Annotated in this window: 15 protein-coding genes and 1 tRNA gene; 6 read left to right on the top strand and 10 right to left on the bottom strand. The window is 63.5% G+C overall.

Translation table 11 applies throughout. The features are described 5' to 3' along the window. Nucleotides 1-655 (top strand): serine hydrolase (locus tag Q7T45_RS00080; RefSeq protein ID WP_304865753.1); only part of this gene is annotated, 655 nt, incomplete at its 5' end. 206 nt (nt 656-861) lie between these two features. On the opposite strand, the gene Q7T45_RS00075 is transcribed toward Q7T45_RS00080, so the two are convergent. Then, on the bottom strand, nt 862-1,629 hold the full coding sequence (locus Q7T45_RS00075; protein ID WP_304865750.1) for an SDR family NAD(P)-dependent oxidoreductase: 768 nt from the start codon (nt 1,627-1,629) through the stop codon (nt 862-864). 134 nt (nt 1,630-1,763) lie between these two features. After that, complete coding sequence (locus Q7T45_RS00070) at nt 1,764-2,486, bottom strand: histidine phosphatase family protein (RefSeq protein WP_304744901.1); 723 nt, start codon at nt 2,484-2,486, stop codon at nt 1,764-1,766. A 135-nt stretch (nt 2,487-2,621) separates the two neighbouring features. Here Q7T45_RS00070 and Q7T45_RS00065 point away from each other — a divergent pair, with 135 nt between their 5' ends. The 3 genes from Q7T45_RS00065 to Q7T45_RS00055 all read left to right on the top strand — a co-directional run bounded on the left by Q7T45_RS00065 (nt 2,622) and on the right by Q7T45_RS00055 (nt 7,427). Continuing rightward, nucleotides 2,622-3,407: an SDR family NAD(P)-dependent oxidoreductase gene (locus Q7T45_RS00065; protein WP_304865747.1), complete on the top strand. Its 786-nt coding sequence runs from the start codon at nt 2,622-2,624 to the stop codon at nt 3,405-3,407. Between the two features lie 1,008 nt (nt 3,408-4,415). Continuing rightward, nucleotides 4,416-5,195 (top strand): GAF domain-containing protein, encoded by a 780-nt coding sequence (locus Q7T45_RS00060; protein WP_304865744.1) that lies wholly within the window; start codon nt 4,416-4,418, stop codon nt 5,193-5,195. Nucleotides 5,196-5,204: 9 nt separating this feature from the next. Beyond that, the gene (locus tag Q7T45_RS00055; protein WP_304865741.1) at nt 5,205-7,427 is read left to right on the top strand and encodes an EAL domain-containing protein; all 2,223 of its coding nucleotides are present in this window, start codon (nt 5,205-5,207) and stop codon (nt 7,425-7,427) included. Here Q7T45_RS00055 and Q7T45_RS00050 read toward each other — a convergent pair. From Q7T45_RS00050 to Q7T45_RS00040, 3 genes are all read right to left on the bottom strand, one after another. Next, the gene (locus Q7T45_RS00050) at nt 7,376-8,287 is read right to left on the bottom strand and encodes a DMT family transporter (RefSeq protein WP_304865737.1); all 912 of its coding nucleotides are present in this window, start codon (nt 8,285-8,287) and stop codon (nt 7,376-7,378) included. The genes Q7T45_RS00055 and Q7T45_RS00050 overlap by 52 nt on opposite strands. 189 nt (nt 8,288-8,476) lie before the next feature. Next, nucleotides 8,477-9,535: a phosphotransferase family protein gene (locus tag Q7T45_RS00045; RefSeq protein ID WP_304865756.1), complete on the bottom strand. Its 1,059-nt coding sequence runs from the start codon at nt 9,533-9,535 to the stop codon at nt 8,477-8,479. 49 nt (nt 9,536-9,584) lie between these two features. Beyond that, nucleotides 9,585-10,820, bottom strand: coding sequence for an acyl-CoA dehydrogenase family protein (locus tag Q7T45_RS00040; protein WP_304865733.1), 1,236 nt, complete (start codon nt 10,818-10,820; stop codon nt 9,585-9,587). A 224-nt stretch (nt 10,821-11,044) separates the two neighbouring features. On the opposite strand from Q7T45_RS00040, the gene Q7T45_RS00035 reads away from it, so the two are divergent. Further along, nucleotides 11,045-11,713 (top strand): TetR/AcrR family transcriptional regulator, encoded by a 669-nt coding sequence (locus Q7T45_RS00035; RefSeq protein WP_304865730.1) that lies wholly within the window; start codon nt 11,045-11,047, stop codon nt 11,711-11,713. 27 nt (nt 11,714-11,740) lie between these two features. On the opposite strand, the gene Q7T45_RS00030 is transcribed toward Q7T45_RS00035, so the two are convergent. The 4 genes from Q7T45_RS00030 to Q7T45_RS00015 form a co-directional block, all read right to left on the bottom strand. Then, nucleotides 11,741-12,103 carry a cytochrome c gene (locus tag Q7T45_RS00030; protein ID WP_304865727.1) on the bottom strand — a complete coding sequence of 121 codons (363 nt, stop codon included), beginning with the start codon at nt 12,101-12,103 and terminating at the stop codon, nt 11,741-11,743. A gap of 97 nt (nt 12,104-12,200) precedes the next feature. Then, the gene (locus tag Q7T45_RS00025) at nt 12,201-13,427 is read right to left on the bottom strand and encodes a CaiB/BaiF CoA-transferase family protein (protein WP_304865724.1); all 1,227 of its coding nucleotides are present in this window, start codon (nt 13,425-13,427) and stop codon (nt 12,201-12,203) included. Between the two features lie 170 nt (nt 13,428-13,597). After that, complete coding sequence (locus tag Q7T45_RS00020) at nt 13,598-13,966, bottom strand: YbaN family protein (RefSeq protein ID WP_304865719.1); 369 nt, start codon at nt 13,964-13,966, stop codon at nt 13,598-13,600. Nucleotides 13,967-14,287: 321 nt separating this feature from the next. Next, nucleotides 14,288-17,965 carry an autotransporter domain-containing protein gene (locus tag Q7T45_RS00015; RefSeq protein ID WP_304865717.1) on the bottom strand — a complete coding sequence of 1,226 codons (3,678 nt, stop codon included), beginning with the start codon at nt 17,963-17,965 and terminating at the stop codon, nt 14,288-14,290. 180 nt (nt 17,966-18,145) lie between these two features. On the opposite strand from Q7T45_RS00015, the gene Q7T45_RS00010 reads away from it, so the two are divergent. Further along, nucleotides 18,146-19,885 (top strand): winged helix-turn-helix domain-containing protein, encoded by a 1,740-nt coding sequence (locus tag Q7T45_RS00010; RefSeq protein WP_304865715.1) that lies wholly within the window; start codon nt 18,146-18,148, stop codon nt 19,883-19,885. 97 nt (nt 19,886-19,982) lie between these two features. Here Q7T45_RS00010 and Q7T45_RS00005 read toward each other — a convergent pair. Beyond that, nucleotides 19,983-20,056: transfer RNA gene (locus tag Q7T45_RS00005), tRNA-Gly, on the bottom strand. Between the last annotated feature and the right edge of the window lie 67 nt (nt 20,057-20,123).

Below are 20,123 nucleotides of genomic sequence, written 5' to 3'. Positions count from 1 at the left end.
CATGCCGCTGATGTGCCAGCCAGGTGCCGAGTGGAACTACAGCCGCTCCACCGACATTCTCGGCCGCGTCATCGAGGTCGTCTCCGGCAAGAGTCTCGGCGCCTTCCTGACCGAGCGCATCCTGGCACCGTTGCAGAAGGCCGAGACCGCGTTCCACACCGGCGAGGAGAACGCCGGCCGGCTCGCCGAGCCGTTTGCGAACGATCCGTGGACCGGCGACAAGGTGCAGTTCTTCAACATGCTGGAGAAGCCGGTGATGGAATCCGGCGGCGGCGGCTTGCTGTCGACCACCATGGACTATGCGCGCTTCAGCCAGATGCTGCTCAGCGGCGGCACGCTCGACGGCGTCAGGATCATCGGCCGCAAGACGCTGCAGTTGATGGCGTCGGATCATCTCGGCGCCGACGTCAAGGTCGATTCGCCCCTGATGCCCGCCGGTCACGGTTTTGGACTCGGCTTCGCGGTGCGCACCTCGAGCGGCATGGCCCCGTTCCCGGGCTCGACCGGTCAGTTCTTCTGGAGCGGCATGGCCGGTACGTTCTTCTTCATCGATCCGGTCGAGGACATGTTCGCCGTGTTCATGATGCAGGGCCCGGGCCAACGCGAATATATCCGCAACGTGCTCCGCAACGCCGTGTACGCCGCGGTGGAGTGAGAACTCCGCACGCAAAATAAGCTCCGTCGTCCCGGACAAGTGAGCGGCAGCGAACGCCGATCCGGGACCCCAGCGATGAGCGCAATTACGCTCATCGCGGCGCCGCGGCCCTACGGTAACACCGTGTTGCCCATCGCATTCGAACAGCGGGCGGCACGGCGTATGGGTCCCTGCGTTCGCAGGGACGACGAGATACCTTTGGAATCTCAGCTGATCGTGGCACCGCCGTCGATCACCACTGTTTGGCCAGTCATGAAGTCGCCGGCCGCCGATCCCATCAGCACCGCCGCCCCGGCGATCTCGTCGGGGATGCCGATCCGCAGCAGCGGCGAGCGCGACGTCGATGCTTTCAGGTTTTCCGGATTGTCCCACAGCGCTTTCGCAAAGTCGGTCTTGATCAGGCCGGGCGCGATGCAGTTCACGCGGATATTGTGCTTGCCGTATTCGCAGGCGAGGTTGCGCGCGAGCTGCATGTCGGCGGCCTTCGAAATCGCATAGGCGCCGAGTACGGTGGAGCCCTTGAGGCCGCCGATCGACGACACGATGATGATGGAGCCATCCTTGCGCTCGATCATCTGCGGCACCACCATGCCGATCAGCCAGTTGTTGGCGACGATGTTGTTGTCGAGAATCTTGCGGAACTGTTCGTCGGAGATGCCGCCAAGCGGACCGTAATAGGGATTGGACGCCGCGTTGCAGACCAGCACGTCGATCTTGCCAAAGGCGCGGTTGGATTCGTTGACCAGGTTCTGCAGGTTTTCCTTGCTGGAAATGTTGGCCGCGATCGCGACCGATGTGCCTTTGCCGAACTTGTCGTTGATTTCCTTACTGACGGAATCGCAGACGTCCTGCTTGCGCGAGGAGATCACCACCTTGGCGCCGTGCTCGGCCATCCGCTCCGCGATGGCGCGGCCGATGCCCTTGGTGGAGCCGGTAATGACGGCGACTTTGCCCTTCATGTCGAACAAGCTCATGCGTTTCTCTCCCCGATTTAGATCCGGCGATGCCGGTTCCTTTTGTCTAACGTCATTCCGGGGCGATGCGAAGCATCGAACCCGGAATCTCGAGATTCCGGGCCCGGTCCTTCGGACCGTCCCGGAATGACACCTCAGGCCAGTTTCGTCACCGGCACCACTTCCGGCCCCGCCGGCTGGTGCATGGCATTGTGCGAGGCGTCGGCGATCCACGGCTGCTGGTTGATCATCGGCAGCCGCCAGCTGGAGTGGTCGTGGCTGGCGAGATGATCGAGCCGCGTCACCGAACAATTGTCGATGTCGAAGGCGAGGCACTTCTCCGGCAGGTTGCCCAGCGCGAGCCCGATGGCCGCCTTGATGGTGCCGCCATGCGCCACCGCGATCACGTCCTTGCCGGCGTGTTCGGTGTTGATGCGCTCGATCGCGCCGCGCACGCGGGTATAGAGATCCATGAAACTTTCGCCGCCGGGCGCGGGCTGATCGATCGGCGCGAACCAGTGGCTGCCGAGCGGCAGGCTGGCCAGGAACGCGGCGCGGTTCATGCCCTGCCATTCGCCGAGATGCTGCTCGGCAAACGCGGCTTCGTGCGGCATGACGGCGGGTTTCGGGAAGCCGGCGGCCCAGATCGCGTCGGCGGTTTGATGTGTCCGCTTCAAATTGCTCGCAACCCACACTGCGTTGCGCGGCAGGATCTTTCCGACCGCGGCGAATACCACGCGGTCGCTGGTGTCGCAGCCAAGATCCTTCTGTCCGTAGATGCAGCCATTGTCCTCGCGGACCGGCGCATGGCGCACCCACCACCATCGCGTCGCGACGACGCCGGATGAAGCAGCGGATAGCTTGGCTGGATTGGACATCGCAGGGACCTTTCAATACTGTTGCGTGTCCTACGTCAGAGCACGCATCGCCTCAAGCGACTTGACGTTTGAAATCTTGTTTGAAATTCCGCAAGGCGGCAAGCGCCGATAACTAAGTCTGCAAGGGAGAAACTCATGGGCCGCCTCGAAGGCAAATCCGTCATCATTACCGGCGCCGGCAGCGGCATCGGCCGCGCCGCCTCGCTGCTGTTCTCCAGGGAAGGCGCGAAACTCGTCATCGTCGACCGCAGCGACAGCGTGATGGAGACAGCCAGGCTGGTCAGCGAATCCGGCGGCACCGTCGAAGCCGTGATGGCCGATGCGGGCTCGGAGGCCGACGTGAAGGGCTTCATCGACAAGGCCGTTGCCAAATACGGCCGGCTCGACGCGATCTGGGCCAATGCCGGGGTCAGCGGCGGGCTGGTTCCGCTGCCCGAGCAGACCGTGGAACAATGGCAGGAAGTGCTGCGCGTCAACCTGATCGGCCCGTTCCTCGCGGTCAAGCATGCGATGCCGCACATGATCAAGCAGAAGTCCGGCTCGATCGTGCTGACGGCGTCGGTGGCGGGCCTCAAGGCCGGCGCCAGCGGCCATCCCTACGCGGCCAGCAAGGCCGGCGTCATCAGCCTGGTGCAGACCACGGCCTATTCGCTGTCGGGCACCGGCGTGCGCATCAATGCGGTATGCCCCGGCCTGATCGAGACCGGCATGACCAAGCCGATCTTCGACAACGCCAGGCAGCGCGGCACCGACGGCAAGATCGGCCAGCTCAATCCCTTGAAGCGCGCCGGCCAGCCGCATGAACTGGCGGCAATGGGACTGTTCCTCGCCAGCGACGACGCCTCCTACGTCAACGGCCAGGCCATCCCGGTCGACGGTGGGTTGACGGCGTCGATGCCGTATGCGGGGAAGCCGGTTTAGTTCGCGCGAGGATGCGCGCCGCCGCATCATAACAGGTCGTCGTCCCTGCGAACGCAGGGACCCATACGCCGTGCTGTCGATATTGTCGGGGGTGTTAGGGGGCTTGTTGAGCCACTGCGTCATTGCGTCAGGCCACCGGGGTTATGGGTCCCTGCGTTCGCAGGGACGACGAGAGAGAATACTTTCAAACAGCAAACGCAGTTTCGCGATCTCGCGGCGCGTTTCGCCCGAGGTTTGCCATTTACTTCCCACCCTCTCGATCAGAGGGCGCGGGGAATGCCGGACGCCCGATGCGCCCGATAGCCGCGTGTGCAATGGGTAGTGGTAGAAGGCACACGCGTTAGTCAGGTCACACCGGAATCACCCGGCATTCCCCACGCAATGGTTTACAGCTTATAGGTGATCTCCTCGGCGAGCCTTGCACTTTTGCCACCGTCGCCCGCGCTGCCTTGAGCTGCGAACTTGACACCAGCCTGGGGGTGTCAGGACCACACGATTTCGCCGTCCGCTTCCAGCGCCCTCGTCAGGAGCGCCATCCGCGTCCACCGCATCCCCGCCCCGCGCTGATGACGTTGCGCAACGCCCCTCTGAATGGGACGGGATGCGAAGGATATAGCTCGATTTTTATTTCTGTAAAACAGAAATATTTTTTCTAAAGAGGCTTGACATGATTTCTGATAAACCGAAGTGATCTGCCCGTCGGGTGCAATTCGTTGAATTGGCTCACCAAATTTTCATTCGCAAACTTGCTCGGCGAAAAATATTTGCGCCGAACGCCTGCGATGCGGCCTAACGCGGATAGAGGCAGCCGGTATCGCATCCTTTCCATCAGCAGCGGTCGCGGGATACCTTGGACAGTATATCTACCGACCCTCTCCTCCCCGAAATCTTAGTCGCCCATTATTCTTACGCTCGATTCATTCCCTGTTTACCCCCTTTCATAACCCACGATTGATGGCGAAACATCAGGCTCGCTGCGCGGCAGAAATTGTCGACAGGGGATCGATGATGTTTCGGACCACCATAGGGCGCATGTTCCGGGCGCTCAGTGCAACCAACGAAGCCATCCTGCGGGCAGAATCCGAGGATGAACTCTTCCAACGGGTTTGCGATGCGGCGCTATTCGGCGGCGAATTCCTCGGCACGAGCGTGTTGCTCGCCGACGAAGGTGGTCTTCTGCGCTTTGTTGCCGGCGCCGGCGCAGGACTCGGCACCCTGAAAAACACGACCAACTTCAGCTCCGTCAACGAGAATTCAGACGACGGACAGGGCCTGGCGGCAACCGCATTTCGTTCCGGCCGCTCCTGCATAACCAACGACTATATCAATGACCCCCGGACAAAGCGCTGGCATGTCCAGGCACGTGAGATCGGAGCGCGGTCGGCCGCCGCCGCACCGATCAAGCGGCACGGAAAATCGATCGGCGCGTTGCTCGTCTATCTCGACCAGCCCAACGCGTTAACTGAGGAAACGGTCGGCCTGCTCGAGCGCATGGCCGAAAACCTCTCCTTTGCGCTCGACAATTTTGACCGTGACCGTGCCACGGCCCGGATTACCCGGATGTACGCCGCCCTCACTGCGACGAACGAAGCCATCATGCGGGCGCACTCGGAAGAAGAGATGTTCAAGCGCGTCTGTGAAGCAGCCGTCGATCAGGGAAGGCTGCTGGGCGCCGCTATTTTCATGCCCGAGCCGGATTCCCTCTGGTTCAGGCTGGCCGCGCAGGCGAGTGAATATCCCGAAATTACGGCGAGCCTGCGGTTCTCCTGCGACCCTTCGATTCCGTAGGGACAGGGCATGGGTGGAACGGCGTTCCGGACCGGCAAGCCCAGTCTCAGCAACGACGTGGTCAATGATCCGCGCGCACAACCGTGGTTGCCGCTGGTGAAGAAAGCGGGACTTTCGGCGTGTGCGGTCTTTCCGCTCTTCGTCGACTGCAAGCCCGTGGCGGTGATGTATTTCTTTTTCGGCGGCGCGGACCGGCTGGATGACGAGATGATCATCCTCATGGGCCGGATCGTCGAGAACGTCTCTTTCGGACTCGACGTGCTGAAGCATGATGCCGAGCGCACCGCCGCCGAAATGCACAAGGAGCGGTTCGCCCGCCAGCTGGCGGCCCTGGGAGCGACCAACGAAGCGATCACGCGCGCAACCACGCGCGAGGAGCTGTTCCGGCGGGTATGCGAAGCCGCGGTTCTCGGCGGCAATTTCGCCTCCACGATCATTGCTCTGGCGCGTTCCGACAGCGAGCTTTTGGAAGTCGTCGCAGTGGCGGGGCCCGGTCGGGACAGCATCCTCGATATCCGTTTGTCGACCCATGCGCATCTTCCCGAGGGCCAGGGCATTACCGGCATTGCGATGCGCACGCGCCAGCCGTGCATCAGCAATGATTATCTCGCCGATTTCGCGAACAACAGCCTGTTCCACAAACGCGCCACGGCCCGCGCCATCATGTCGGGCGCGGCCTTGCCGCTGATGCACGGCGGAGAGGCGTTTGGCGCGCTGTTGTTTCTGTCCAGGGAACGCAACACGTTCACGCTCGAACTGACCCAACTACTGCAGCGTCTTGCCGACAACGTCGCGTTCGCGCTGGAGAATTTCGACCGCGCCGATGCGAAAATGCTCGCCGATCAGCGCATCGAATATCTCGCCTCCCACGATAGTCTCACCGACCTGCCAAACCGCGAATCGTTCAACCAGTTGCTGCACTTTGCCATCGAGTCGGCGCGGCGACAGGAGCGGAAACTGGCTGTACTGTTTATCGATCTCGATCGCTTCAAGATCATCAACGATTCACTTGGACATGACGCCGGCGATCGACTGTTGACCGAGATCGGCGGCCGGCTGCGGCGCAGCGTGCGCGCTTGCGACGTGGTAGCCCGACTTGGAGGAGATGAATTCGTCATCATCCTGGAGGATGTCGCAGGCCGAGAGGACGTCGAGGGCGTAGCCCGGGGTCTGCTGAGGTGCCTGAGCGAGCCCATCCAGCTCAACGGTCACGAATGTCATGTCACCGCTTCGATTGGAGTTGCGATCTATCCACTCGACGGCGCCGATATTCAGTCGTTGACCGGCAACGCCGACACGGCGATGTACCTCGTCAAGGGCGATTGCAAGGATGGTTTCCGGTTCTTCTCGCGCGATGCCAGGATCCAGCCCATCGAGCGGCTCACCATGGAGACGAACCTCCGCCACGCGGTGGAGCGCAACGAGCTCCTGCTGCACTATCAGCCCAAGGTAAATCTGATCACCAGCGAGGTCACCGGCGTCGAAGCGCTGTTGCGCTGGCGCCATCCGGATGGAACCATGGTGTCGCCGGGCGACTTCATTCCGCTTGCGGAAGAAACCGGACTGATCGTTCCGATCGGGCGCTGGGTGCTCGTGGAGGCTTGCCTGCAGAACATGGCGTGGCAACACGAGGGAGCGCGACCGGTCTCGATGGCGGTCAATCTTTCGCCGCGCCAGTTCGTCGACGAGCGCCTGTTTCAGGACATCGATGAGGCGCTGGCAGTCAGCGGCATGTCGCCGAGCCTGCTCCAGCTCGAGGTCACCGAAAGCATGGTCATGCAGAACGTGGCTCGCGCCGTGCGGGTGCTGGACGCGATCGAGAACCGCGGCATTCATATCGCCATCGACGATTTTGGCACCGGCTACTCCTCGATGTCGCTGATGAAGCAATTCCCGATCGACACCATCAAGATCGACCGATCCTTCGTTCGCGACCTCGCCCACGATCTGGAAGATCAGGCGATCGCGCAAGCCATCATCAGCATGGGCAAGGCACTCGGCATGACCGTCGTGGCCGAGGGCGTCGAGACCGTCGAGCAGCAGGCATTTCTGCGCGGACACGCCTGCGACGAGATGCAGGGCTATTTGTTCAGCAAACCCGTGCCGCCTGGCGGCATTACGGAACTGCTGTTGCCTCCGTGCGCGGTGTCTCCGCCGCTGCAGCCGCAAGCCTACGGCGCTCACAGCCCGTCGGGCGGCAGGCCGGAGGCATCGGCCGCTACCGGCCGGTGACGGATGCGCTCGCGGTAGAAGGCGTAGAGGCCTGACAGCACGATGATCGATGCACCCGTTACCATCATGGCATCGGGCACGTCGCCGAACACGAGATAGCCGAGCAGCATCGCCCACAGCAGCGCGGAATAGCGGAACGGCGCCACCGCCGAGATGTCGCCTGACCGCAGCGCCATGATGACGCATTGATAACCGATCAGCAGCAGCACCGCGGCCAGCGTCAGCAGGCCGAGCGCGCGCGGCGATGGCGGCGTCCAGCCACCGAGCGGAACGATGATGGCGGCGCCGGCGATCGTCACCGTCACGGTCGTCACCAACGTGATGAACAGCGACGGCACCTGCGCGGGGATGCGCCGGGTCGCGAGATCGCGCACGGCGCAGAAGAACACCGAGATCAGCGCGAACAGCGAGAACTGGTTAAAACCCTCGACGCCCGGCCGGACGATGATGAGCACGCCGATGAAGCCTGCCACGATGGCGAGCCAGCGCCGCCAGCCGACGGGCTCGCCGAACATCAGGGCGGCGCCGAGCGTGACCGCCAGTGGCAGGGCCTGAAAGATCGCGGCGGTATTGGCCAGCGGCAGGTGCACGATCGCGGCCAAAAACGTCACCGTTCCCAGCACTTCGCCAGCCACCCGCAGCGCCACCGGTTTCATGACAAGCGTGCGCAGCGGACGCAGCGCGCCCTGATGCCATGCCAGCGCGGCGATCAGCGCAATCGCGACCACGCCCCGCACCAGCATGATCTCGCCGAAATTCATCTCGGACGACACCGCCTTGGTGATGGCGTCGTTCATGGTGAAGCCCGCCATGGCGGCGGCCATCAACAGACTTCCACGCATGTTCGGGGAAAGGGGCAAGGAGGGTTCCGTTAGATCCTGGTGGAGCGACGACATCCCCACCCGTGTCATCGTCCGCGAAGGCGGACGATCCAGTATTCCAGAGCCGCCAGCGATAAATCGACAAGCCGCGGCGTACTGGATACCCCGCATGCGCGGGGTATGACGAGTTGTGTGCGCAGAGGCGTCCGCACACAGCACGTCACGGAGTCAGGTCGCGCCGGCCTTCTGCGCGTATTCCCATGCGGCCTTCGACAGCGGCACGGTGCGCTTGGCCGACTCCATCGCCTTGGCGTTGGCCGCGGTGCCGTCGCGAACGCGTCCGGCGATCCCCTGCGTGATGCCGGCGAGCCGGAACAGATTGTAGGCGAAATACCAGTTGAGGTCGGGCACCGCGCTGCCGGTGACGTTGCAGTAGATCTGCGCCGCCTCTTCCATGCTCGGGATGTTCAGCGCCTTGAGATCGGCATTGGCGAGACCCGGCATGGTCCACTGCATCAGCAGGTAAGTGAAGTCCGCCATGGGATCGCCTGTCGTCGACAGTTCCCAGTCCAGCACCGCCTGCACCCGCGGCTCGGTGGGATGGAAAATCATGTTGTCGAGGCGGTAGTCGCCGTGCACGATCGACACGCGCTTCTGTTCCGGCACGGTCTTCGGCAGCCATTCGGCGAGCTTTTCGAACTCGGGAATGTGCTGCGTTTCCGAGGCGCGGTATTGCTTGGTCCAGCGGTCGACCTGGCGCGCAAAATAATTGCCGGGTTTTCCGAAGTCGCCGAGGCCGATCGCCTCGGGATCATAGATGTGCAGCTTGGCCAGCGTCTCGATCTTGCTGGTGAAAATCTTGCGGCGTGCGTCCGGCGTCTGGCTCGGCAGCGTCGGATCCCAGAACACCCGCCCCTCCTCCATCGACATGATGTAGAAGGCCGCGCCGATCACGCTGTCGTCGGTGCACAGTGCATAGGCTTTTGCGACCGCAAAACCCTGCTTGCTCAATGCGGCGATGACCTTGAACTCGCGATCGACCGCGTGCGCCGACGGCAGCAGTTTGCCGAACGGCCGGCGGCGCATCACATAGGATCGGCCGGGGGTATCGAGCCGGTAGGTCGGGTTGGACTGGCCGCCCTTGAACTGCTGGACGGTCAGCGGTCCCTGATAGCCTTCAACGTGTTCGCGCATCCAGCCGTCGAGAGCGATTTCATCGATCCGATGCCGCTCCTCGACGGGCCTGGTGCCGGAAAATTCTTCGTCGTTCCTGACGCCTTCGGCCACAATGACGCTCCCTTGTTTCTTGGGGAGCGCCATTGCCGGCCGGCTCCCGTTAGTGCGTATTAGAGTTGGCATACTTCCGAAGTTCAAGTCTGGCAATGGCGCGGTTATGGACCTCGTCCGGACCGTCGGCAAGGCGCAGCGTGCGGATGCCGGCATAGGCCTTGGCGAGGCCCGCATCGTCGGAGACGCCGCCGCCGCCCCATGCCTGGATCGCGTTGTCGATGATCTTCAGCGCCATGTTCGGCGCCGCCACCTTGATCATGGCGATCTCGAGCTGCGCGGTCTTGTTGCCGACCTTGTCCATCATGTCGGCGGCCTTGAGGCACAACAGCCGGGTCATCTCGATGTCGGTGCGGGCTTCGGCGATGCGCTGTTCCCAGATCGAATGCTCGATGATCTTCTTGCCGAAGGCGGTGCGCGTCGACAGCCGCCGCACCATCTTCTCCAGCGCCTCTTCGGCGACGCCGATGGTGCGCATGCAGTGATGGATGCGGCCGGGACCGAGGCGGCCCTGCGCGATCTCGAAACCGCGGCCCTCGCCGAGCAGGATGTTTTCAGCGGGAACGCGGACGTTTTCGAGCAGCACCTGGGCATGGCCGTGCGGGGCATCGTCGAAGCCGAACACCGGCAGCATCTTCTCGACGGTGATGCCGGGGGTATCGAGCGGCACCAGGATTTGCGACTGCTGCTGATGGCGCGCCGCGTTGGGATCGGTCTTGCCCATCAGGATCGCGATCTTGCAGCGGGGATCGCCGACGCCGGATGACCACCATTTGCGGCCGTTGATGACGTAGTGGTCGCCGTCGCGCGTGATCGAGGTTTCGATGTTGGTGGCGTCCGACGAGGCGACCGCGGGCTCGGTCATCAGGAAGGCGGAGCGGATCTCGCCGTTCATCAGTGGCTTCAGCCACTTGCGCTTCTGCTCCTTGCTGGCATAGCGCATGAACACTTCCATGTTGCCGGTATCCGGCGCCGAGCAGTTGAACACTTCGGAGGCGAAGGTGATGTGGCCCATCTCCTCGGCCAGCGGCGCGTATTCCAGGTTGCTCAATCCCGCGCCGCGGAATTCATCGTCCTCATGCGAGGACGGCGGCATGAACATGTTCCAGAGGCCTTCGGCCTTGGCCTTCTTCTTGAGGTCTTCGAGGATCGGGATCACTTTCCAGCGCGAACCCTCGGCGTCCTGCTGCTTGTAGATCGGCACCGCGGGCCGGACATGCTTGGTCATGAACGACTGCACGCGATTGAGCCAATCCTTCTGGCGATCCGACATATTGAAGTCCATGGGCGTTTCCTCACCTTGTGAAATTGTTGGGCGCACTGTCTGCCCGCCATTCGCCGGCCGCAAGGCGATTTTGCGCCTTCGCAACGGCTCACGACCGCAGCGGACCGCGTTCGAAATGCGAACCATTACGAACAATGATTGACATTTCCGGCCCTTCAAACGATAGTTTCATACAAGTGTTTGAAATGCAACCGGCCAGATCGGCCCTGCATGGGAGCCATGACATGGCGTCGGATCACACCAGGAGCGCGATCCTCAGCGCCGCCGAGCGGCTGTACGCCGATCGCGGCTTCGGCGACGTCACGCTGCGCGACATCGTCGCCGCCGCGAACGTCAATCTCGCGGCGGTGAACTATCATTTCGGTTCCAAGGACGAATTAATCGCCGAACTGTTCGTCACCCGCAGCCTCGCCACCAACCGCGAGCGGCTCAATGAGTTGAAGGCCGCGGAGGAAGCCGGCGGCGGCCGCGCCGGCATCGACGCGATTTTCCGCGCGCTGGTGGGGCCGACGCTGCGCGGCTGCCTCGGGCCATCCAGCGAGGGCTCGACCGCGGCGCGCTTCATGATCCGCGCCTCGATCGAATCGGTGCCGCCGATCCGCCGCATCAAGAACCGCGAAGTCGACCATCTGCGAAAATTCGCCGCCGCGATGCGGCGCTCCCTGCCCGGCCGCGCCGAGGCCGATCTCTATTGGGGCCTGCATTTCGCGCTGGCGATGGCGCACCACACCATCCGCGAGCGGGAGCGATTGACAAAACTGTCGGAGGGATTGTGCGACCTCGACGATGTGCAGGGCATCATCGACCGCGTGGTCGCGGTGTCGGTGATGGCGCTGGCGGGCGGCGAGACGAAAGCCAAGGCGCCCAGGCTGGTGGCGCGGGACGGGCGGTGACTGAAATAGGCCGCGCCGATGCCGGTCTCATTTCCTGACGGCGAGCGCATAGAGATAGGCCAGGATCGCATCGACGTCCTCGTCGGAAAAGTCGATCTGCGGCATTGCCCGGTGTTTCGACACCATGCCTTCCCTGAGTTCGGCCTGCAGCTCTCGCGGCAAAAACCGGACGTAGACGTCGCGCATCGGCGGCGCCTGCGCCAGCGGACTCGCACCAACGGTCCCGATGGCATGGCAGCCGCCGCAGTTCTTCTCGAGGATGACCTTGCCCCTGCTCCGGAGCTGGCCGGAGCCGGCGGCATCGGCGCTCGCGGCCGAACCCAGGAGGAGTGCGGCGATCAGACATCGGAGCAGATTGGAGCGCGGTATCATCTGTTTGGGTCCCACCATCACAGGCTGCGCCCGGCGCCGCCGGATCGCGTTGATGCAGGTCAAGCATCGCAACCGCGGAGGATGCGCGCAAGTCGCGCCGAGACGATGTTGCGGACTAGATGATCTTCCGCTGCTTCAACTCGCCCAGCTTTGCCTCGTCATATCCGATCGTCGCCAGGACATCCTTCGTGTCCGCGCCCAACAGCGGCGGCGCGCGATAATCCTTTACCGGGGTGCCGGAGAAGGTGATGGCGTTGCGGATCAGCGACAGCTCGTGCTCGAAGGGATGATCGACCCTGATCTGCATGCCGCGGGACTGGACGTGCGGATCGGAAAACACCTGCGCGAAATCGTTGATCGGCCCGCAGGGCACGCCGGCTTTCGCCAGTTCGTCGAGCCAATAAGCCACCGGCTGCTTCAGGAACAGGCCGGCAAAAATCGCCATGATCTCCTTGCCGTGCACGACGCGGTCGTTGTTCTTGAGAAATCTCGGATCGGTCGCAAGCTCCGGCTGGCCGAGCACGGCGCAGGTGCGCGCGAACTGGCCGTCATTGCCGACCACCAGCATCAACTCGCCGTCGGTGCAGCGGAACACGCCGGCGGGCATGCCGCCATTGCCCCAGGTGCCGCGCCGCGGCGGGGTCTGGCCGTTGACGAGGAAGATCTGCGCGTAATGCGACAGCGAGGCGATCACGGTGTCGAACAGGCAGACGTCGACATGCTGCCCCGCCCCGCCATTGGCCTTGCGGTGATAGAGTGCGGCCAGAATGCCGATCGATGAGTTCATGCCGGTCATGTAATCGACGATGGAGGGCCCGACCTTCATCGGCCCCTCGCCGGGCTCGCCGTCGAGATGGCCGGTGACGCTCATCAAGCCGCCCATCGCCTGCAGGATCGCGTCATAGCCGGCGCGCGGCGCGTAAGGCCCGGTCTGGCCGAAACCGGTCACCGAGCAATAGATGATGCCGGGGTTGATCGCCTTGATCGATTCATAATCCAGCCGGTAGCGCTTGAGATCGCCGACCTTGTAATTCTCCATCATGACGTCGCAGGATTTTGCCAGCTCGCGGACGATGTCCTGGCCTTCCGGGGTCGCGATGTTGACGGTGACCGATTTCTTGTTGCGGTTGGCGCACAGATAGAACGAGTTGTTGTTGTTCGCCTTGCCGTCGGGATCGGTCAGGTAGGGCGGGCCGAAGGCGCGCGCATCGTCGCCACCGCCCGGCCGCTCGATCTTGATCACCTCGGCGCCGAGATCGCCCAGCATCTGCGCCGACAGCGGCCCCGCCAGCACGCGCGTCAGATCGAGAATTTTGATGCCTTGAAGGGGCAGAGCCGACATAGAGATTCCTCCGGGATTTTGGTCTTGTCGCGCGGGAGCTTCGCCCACGCGAACGATGCCTGCCGATACACTATTTTCAGGGTGCGAGCCCTGCGTTCCCGGCATGCGGCTATCCGTCGGCGGCGACATGGCTCCGGCACGGGGCTGATCAAGCCGGGCGCAGCGGCACCTCAGGGCTGATCGACGATGGTCGGGCGCGACACCACGTACGTCGCACAGGCCAGCAGCAGGCCGGCCACGCCGGCCGCAAGCCACAGCGACGGATGCGCGCTGAACCAGAATGCGACAAATCCGAACGTCATCCCCGCGCAGGCCATCATCTTGCCCGGACGCGAGATCGCCCCATCGGAGCGCCAGTCGCGCAGCGTCTTGCCGAATTGGGGATGATTGAGCAGCCACGCTTCGAGACGGGGCGACGAACGGGCGAAACAGCCTGCTGCACCGATCAGGAAAATCGTCGTCGGCAATAGCGGCGTCACCGCGCCGATCGCGCCGAGCGCGACCAACACCCACCCCATGCAAAAATAGAAAACCCGCATCACCCTGGCCGCTTGTCTGTGGCTGCAAACAAGAATCGCGTTTCAAACAAAGATCGCTCGCTCCTGGCTGATCGCCCTGGCCGGGAATATCAGCTTTTCAGCGCATGGGAAGGATATTTTGGAGTGGCGCGCGCGCCGCACGCCGGCAGCCGTGTCAGCATGCTTCTTCCTGTCTGGACATGAAATTCTGTCCTACCAGGCCCGATTCCCAGGCCCACCCTTGCCTTCAACGGCTTGCCTGGCCAACTGCACGTCCCGACCGCTCGCAATGCGATTTTGCTCGCCCCGCAAGGCAGGTCTCTGCAGTTCCAGAAGGCGGCCTCACCAGGCGTAGCGCACCGTACCCTTGCCGGCGTATGAGCGTGTCGCGTTGGAGAACTCGCCCTCGAAGCTTGCCGCGGTTGACCAGCCGTTCAGCCATCTCATTTCTGCGGAGACGGTGGTGAGCGCGGAGTCGGCTGCCGCCCGCGCGCCGTTGACCACAAAGCTCGCGCCCGGCAGCGCCTGGAACGTCGCGCCGACGAAGCGATCCGGATTGAAGTCGTGTGCCCAGGCGGCGCGGCCGCGCAGGGTGAGGACGCCGTTCGCCATGGCAAAGGACTTGTCGGCGCGCAGTCCGAGTTCGCTGCGCGTGTCAGTCACGCCTCGGGCACCATAGGCCAGCGCGAAGGCATTGCTCCCCGAGACGACCGTCTCGGCATAGGCTGGCAGATTGAACGTCGTGAACTGGCCCGCGGCATAAGGCGTGAGGCCGATGCCGCCGATCCACGGCGCAATGAGGCGATAGCCGCCTTCGACGCGGCCGCTCCACGCATTGGCGTTGAACTCGGCGCGCAGCCGATCGACGCCGGCCAGCGTCACGGTGCGATCGGTGGTGACGCCCTGCCAGCCATAGGCCAGCGCTGCGGAGATGTAGCTCGGACCGTTATTGTGGCGGAGATAGGCACCGGCCTGAAACAGGTCAGAACGGCCCGTGCCGCCGCCAGTCACGGAGAAGTTGGTACCGCCGCCAGCCAGCGCGAAGCCGGCCAGCGTCTGCGGCGAGAACGCGTATTCGGCGCCGGCGGCGGTGCCGAACAGGCGGCTGGTGGCGCTGTTCGATCCCTGTGCGGTGTTGCCGTCGGTGGTCTGCGATCCGCCGAAGCCGGCGGCCCACACGTTCCAGCGCTGTTCGAAGGTTTTGGCAGGTGGCGCCTTGGCGAGCATCGCATAGGCGTCGCGCGCGGCGCCTGCCGGCGCGTTGTCGGCATAGGCGGGCGGCGCGGATGCGCCGGTCTCGCGGCCTACGCCGGAGGGATCGGTCAGCAGGCCCATGAACTGGCCCATCGCCTGGAACGTGGTCGCTTGCGACCCCGCCGCGGTCTCGCCCGAGGCCTGCGTCAGGCCGGCGGCCGTGAGCCCGCTATACGTCAAGGAGATGCCGCCATTGGCGTTGAAGGAATTGATGATGGCGTTGCCGACATTCTGCTGGTTGCCGGAAAGGCCGCTGCCCGGCGGCGCGACGAAGGTCAGGATCAGATTGAGATAGGCGTGCGTCGCGTCATAGCTCAGCTCAGTATGGAAGTTCGACGGCAGGTTGGTATCGACCAGCGAGCCGAACGTCCCGCTGACGCTGCCGGCGGTCAGGATTGTGTATTGTTTGGCGACGTAGCTGCCCGGCGCGAACACCGCATTGACGGTTGCGCCACCCAGTGTCGCGCTACCTGTCACGTTGACTGAGGAGGCTGTCGCCGGATTGACTTGGACGAGAAAATAGGCGCCCGATTGGAACGCAAGATTGCCTGAGATCGCGAGCGAGGTGCCGGCGGTGCCATTGCCGCCGAGCAGCGAGCCGCCGCTGTCGATCGCCGTGCCGCTGACCGTTCCCGTGCCCATCAGCGCGCCGTTCGCATGCACCGTCACGCCACTCGAGGATGCGATCGAGCCGTCCACGCGCAGAACGCCGCCGTCGATCGTCGTCGCGCCGGCATAGGTGTTGATGCCTGCCAGGTTCAGGGTGCCCGTGCCGGTCTTGACCAGCGAACCGCTGCCGGAGATGACGCCGCTCACCTCGGTCGAGAGATTGTTCGAGCCCACCGTCAGTCGGTCGGCACCGAGGAGATAGTTGCCGGCTCCGGCGATCGATCCCGCGCTCAGCCTGAAGTCGTTGTTCAGGCCGGCGCTGCCCGAGAAATCCACCGTGCCTGCGACGTTGTTAATAAGCGCGGCGTTGCCGGCCGTGCTGTTGCCGATGAAACTCAGGGTGCCGTTGTTTGCGATGGTGGCATTGCCAGCCGTGCTGCCGTCCAAGAAAATCAGACTACTGCCATTGGTGATGGCGGCGTTGTCGGCCGAACTGCTGGCACGGAACACGAGGTTGGAATTGTTGTAGATAGTCGAACTGCCTGCAGTGCTGGTGTTGTGGAAAGCAAGATCGCCGTTGTTGGTGATGGTGGCATTGCCTGCCGTGCTGGTGTCACGGAACACGAGGTTGGCATTGTTGTAGATGGTCGAACTGCCGGCACTGCTGGTCTGGTAGAAAGTCTGGACGGCGTTGTTGGTGATTGTGGCGCCGCCGCCCGTGCTGGTGCCCCAGAAGCTCAGAGTGCCGATATTGGTGATGGTGGCGTTGCTCGCACTGCTGGCCCCGGTGAAGCTCATACTACCGCTGCTGTTGTTGGTGATGGTGGCGCTGCCCGCATTGCTGGTGCCGGTGAAGCCCAAGTACCCGTTGTTGAGGATGAGCGCGCTACTTGCCGTGCTGGTGTCGTTGAATTGCACGTCATCGTTGTTGATAATGAAGGCAAGGGCGCTACCTGCCGTGCTGGAATTGTTGAACCGCAGATCGCTGTTGTTGGTGATGGTGGCATTGCCAACGGTGCTGGTGTCGTTGAATGACAGGGTGCCGCTGTTGTTGAAGATGGTCGAACCACCTGCCGTGCTGGTGTTGGAGAATGTCAGGACGCCAGTGTTGGTGATGGTGGCGCTACCCGCGCTGCTGGAGTCGACGAAGCCCATGACGCCGTTGTTGGTGATGGCAGCATTGCCCGCTGTGCTGTCGTCGGTGAACAAGAAATAGGAGCCCGTATTGCCGTTCTGGGTGATGGTGGCGTTGCCGGCCGTGCTGGCATCTGCGAAATGCACGATCCCATTGTTGGTGATGGTGGCGCTGCCGGCTGTATTGGTGTTGTAGAAATTGAGGTTGCCACTATTGATCGTGATCGTCGTGATACCGCTCGTATCGGCGTTGACGGCCTGGACCGTGCCAAAGTCAATGGTAACTGCCCCCTGGATGGCACCGACTCCACCGGAGGAATTACCAAGCTGCAATGTGCCGGCGCCGTTGACGGTGGTTCCGCCGGTATAGGTGTTGTTCCCGCTTAAGGTCAGCGTGCCCGTGCCGGTCTTGACCAGCGAGCCGCTGCCGGAGATGACGCCGCTCACCTCGATCGAGAGATGGTTAAAGCCGACCGTCAGCTCGTTGCTGCCGAGGATATAGTTGCCGGCGCCCGCGATCGACCCGGCGCTGATCTTGTTGTCGCCTGCCGGACCGGTGCTGCCCGAGAAATCGACCGTGCCTCCGGCGTTGTTGGTGATGGCGGCATTGCCTGCCGTGCTGGTCTCGAAGAAGTTCAGGGCGCCGTTGTTGGTAATGTTGGCGCTGCCGGCTGTGCTGCTGTTGCGGAAATCCTGGCTCCTCGCAGCCGCGATCGTGAACGTGTAGTTCGAGGCCCCGGCATTGAACGTCCAGCCTCCGAAGGTGCCGGAGGAGCCCAGCGTCAGCGCTGTTGTGTTCGAGGCGCCGAAGGTAGCCGTGCCGGTCGGTAAGGAGACGGGGTTCCAGTTGACCGGATCGTAGAAATTGCCCGATCCCGGATTGGTCTGCCAGGTCGCGTCCTGTGCTCGCGCAGGCCCGGTGGCCGCCAGCATCCAGGCCAAAGTCAGCGCCGACGACGTCAACAGCGCGGCCCGCAGGCGGCGGGTCGCCACGAAATAATCTTTCCTCAACACTTCCCCCATCCCGCGATCGCGAGTCTGTCTCCGACACGACTCTTCTCATTGGCTTGGGGCTCGTGTCCTGATAAGGCGGCGGCGGCATTATGAAATTTTCTGAAATTTCCGTTTCAGACCCGATTTTCGGGCATTTTCGACAGACTTCCGCTATATGAGCCGGCCTGGAGAGACGCTTTGGGGGTTAACGTGCTTCGTTTCGCCGGCTTCGAGCTGGACCAGCAGCGGGCGGAGCTGCGCGGGGCCGGCGGCGTTGCGATCAAGCTCCGGCCCAAGGCCTTCGAGATGCTACGGCTTTTCGCCACCAGCGGCGGCCGGGTGCTGAGCAAGCAGGAGCTGATGGAGACGGTCTGGCCGAACGTCCATGTCGGCGAGGACAACCTGTTCCAATGCATCCGCGAGCTTCGCACCGCGCTCGGCGATGACCAACGGCAGCTGATCAAGCTCGCCTCCGGCGGCGGCTACCTGCTGGCGACGGAGGTAGTGGCTGTGCCCGCCGCCGACCCGGCGCAGGCCGAGGGGACCCGGCCCGACCCGACCGGCGAGGTCGCGCCCCGGCCACCGGCCGAGGCCGCCGCGGTACCCGTGAAGCCCCAGCGCACCATGTTCGGTTTGAGCCGGCAGGCCTCGGTCGCCGCCGTGGGCGGGCTCTGTGTGATCGTCATAGGGCTTGCGGTTGCCGCGCCCGCGCTGAAGCCGGACCTCCTGTTCAAGCGAACGCCACCGCGCGTCGCCGTGGTGCCGATCGTTGATGCCAGCAACGATTCACGCGGCGCGATGATGGCGGCGGAGGCGACCAGTCGCCTCACCGACGGTTTTGCGAAGATTCAGAACATCAGCGTGGTGGCTCCGCGCTCGTCCGCGGTGGCGGGTTTCGAAAGCGCCAGCGCGCCGGCCGCGTCATCGGATTATGAAATCCGCGGCGAGCTGCAGCACAGCGATCAGTCATGGACGCTGCGCGCGCGCATCATCAAGACGAGCACCGGCGAGGTTCAGTCGGTCGTTGCGACCTCGGTCAATGCGGACGAGGCCGACGCGCAGCTTCAACAGTCGCGGCTCGTCGCCGGCGTCGGCCATGTGCTTGCGCGGCGCCTGAATGAAATTCTGGAGCCGAGTGCAGCGCCCACCCGCGCCCGTGGTACTTCGGCGGGCGGCGACAAGATCGCGATCGAGCAGGCGCTCGCCTCGATCAACCAGACGACGCGCGAGCGCTTTGGCGCGGCGCAGGCCATGCTGCAAAAGGCGCTCGCGGACGATCCCGAAAATCTCGACATCGCCGTTGCGCTCGCCTCGCTGCAAATGCGCGGCATCCAGATGGTCTGGTTCAGCCCGGACGAGGCGGCTGCCGTCGAGGCGAGGGCAGTTGCGACGCTCGAGCAGGCATTGAAGTCGAAGCCGAATTCGATTCCGGCGCTCGAGGCCTATTGCCGCTTGCTCAGCGCCACCAACCATTTCGTCGAAAGCCTCGTTGCCTGCGGCAAGGCGTTGAGCTTCGATCCGTGGAACGGGGCCGCGCTTTATCTGATCGGTCTCGGACAGATCTATCTCGGGCGTTTCGACGATGCGCTCGCGACATTCCAGCAAGCCGACCGATACGACACGCCGGCGGCCTCCCGCTGGACCTGGCTACTCGGCGCGGGCCTTGCGAATGTCTTGATGGGGCGCGATGAGGAGGCGCTGCCGTGGCTGCAACGCTCGATCGCCATCACGCCGGCGACCGGGCGCTCGCACCTGTTGCTCGCTGCCGCCTACCAGAGATCGGGCCGGTTCGAGGAGGCCAGGGCGGCGATCGCGGAGGGACTGAGGCTGCGGCCCGGAACGACCAGGCTCAGCGTCTCGCCGCCGATGAAGAACGCGAGCCCGGTGTGTATCGCAGCCTGGGATCGCGTCGTCCAGGCCGAGGTCGACGCAGGATTGCCGGAGCAGTGAATACGGTGGCGACCTAACCACTCGCGCAAAGCAGCCCACTTGTCAGAATGAAATCCGCCCCTCTCGCCAAGTCCAAGAGCCAAGGCCATGAAAAGGCTGGAGCGGGTGAAGGGAATCGAACCCTCGTATTCAGCTTGGAAGGCTGCTGCTCTACCATTGAGCTACACCCGCATGAGGCGATGAACTATCACGCCGTTTGGACGGCCTCAACCGCCTGCAGCCGATTTGGTCGGGTAAA

It is taken from the genome of Bradyrhizobium sp., from assembly GCF_030646015.1.
In the GTDB taxonomy this organism is placed as follows: domain Bacteria; phylum Pseudomonadota; class Alphaproteobacteria; order Rhizobiales; family Xanthobacteraceae; genus Bradyrhizobium.
Note: the sequence above shows the minus strand (reverse complement) of the source record. Positions and strands in the feature narration are given on the sequence as shown.

Coding starts and splice junctions, on each gene's coding strand:
- Q7T45_RS00015 (WP_304865717.1), bottom strand. CDS start 17,965: ATGGGGGAAGTGTTGAGGAAAGATTATTTCGTGGCGACCCGCCGCCTG.
- Q7T45_RS00040 (WP_304865733.1), bottom strand. CDS start 10,820: ATGGACTTCAATATGTCGGATCGCCAGAAGGATTGGCTCAATCGCGTG.
- Q7T45_RS00035 (WP_304865730.1), top strand. CDS start 11,045: ATGGCGTCGGATCACACCAGGAGCGCGATCCTCAGCGCCGCCGAGCGG.
- Q7T45_RS00070 (WP_304744901.1), bottom strand. CDS start 2,486: ATGTCCAATCCAGCCAAGCTATCCGCTGCTTCATCCGGCGTCGTCGCG.
- Q7T45_RS00020 (WP_304865719.1), bottom strand. CDS start 13,966: ATGCGGGTTTTCTATTTTTGCATGGGGTGGGTGTTGGTCGCGCTCGGC.
- Q7T45_RS00025 (WP_304865724.1), bottom strand. CDS start 13,427: ATGTCGGCTCTGCCCCTTCAAGGCATCAAAATTCTCGATCTGACGCGC.
- Q7T45_RS00055 (WP_304865741.1), top strand. CDS start 5,205: ATGGGTGGAACGGCGTTCCGGACCGGCAAGCCCAGTCTCAGCAACGAC.
- Q7T45_RS00075 (WP_304865750.1), bottom strand. CDS start 1,629: ATGAGCTTGTTCGACATGAAGGGCAAAGTCGCCGTCATTACCGGCTCC.
- Q7T45_RS00065 (WP_304865747.1), top strand. CDS start 2,622: ATGGGCCGCCTCGAAGGCAAATCCGTCATCATTACCGGCGCCGGCAGC.
- Q7T45_RS00060 (WP_304865744.1), top strand. CDS start 4,416: ATGTTTCGGACCACCATAGGGCGCATGTTCCGGGCGCTCAGTGCAACC.
- Q7T45_RS00030 (WP_304865727.1), bottom strand. CDS start 12,103: ATGGTGGGACCCAAACAGATGATACCGCGCTCCAATCTGCTCCGATGT.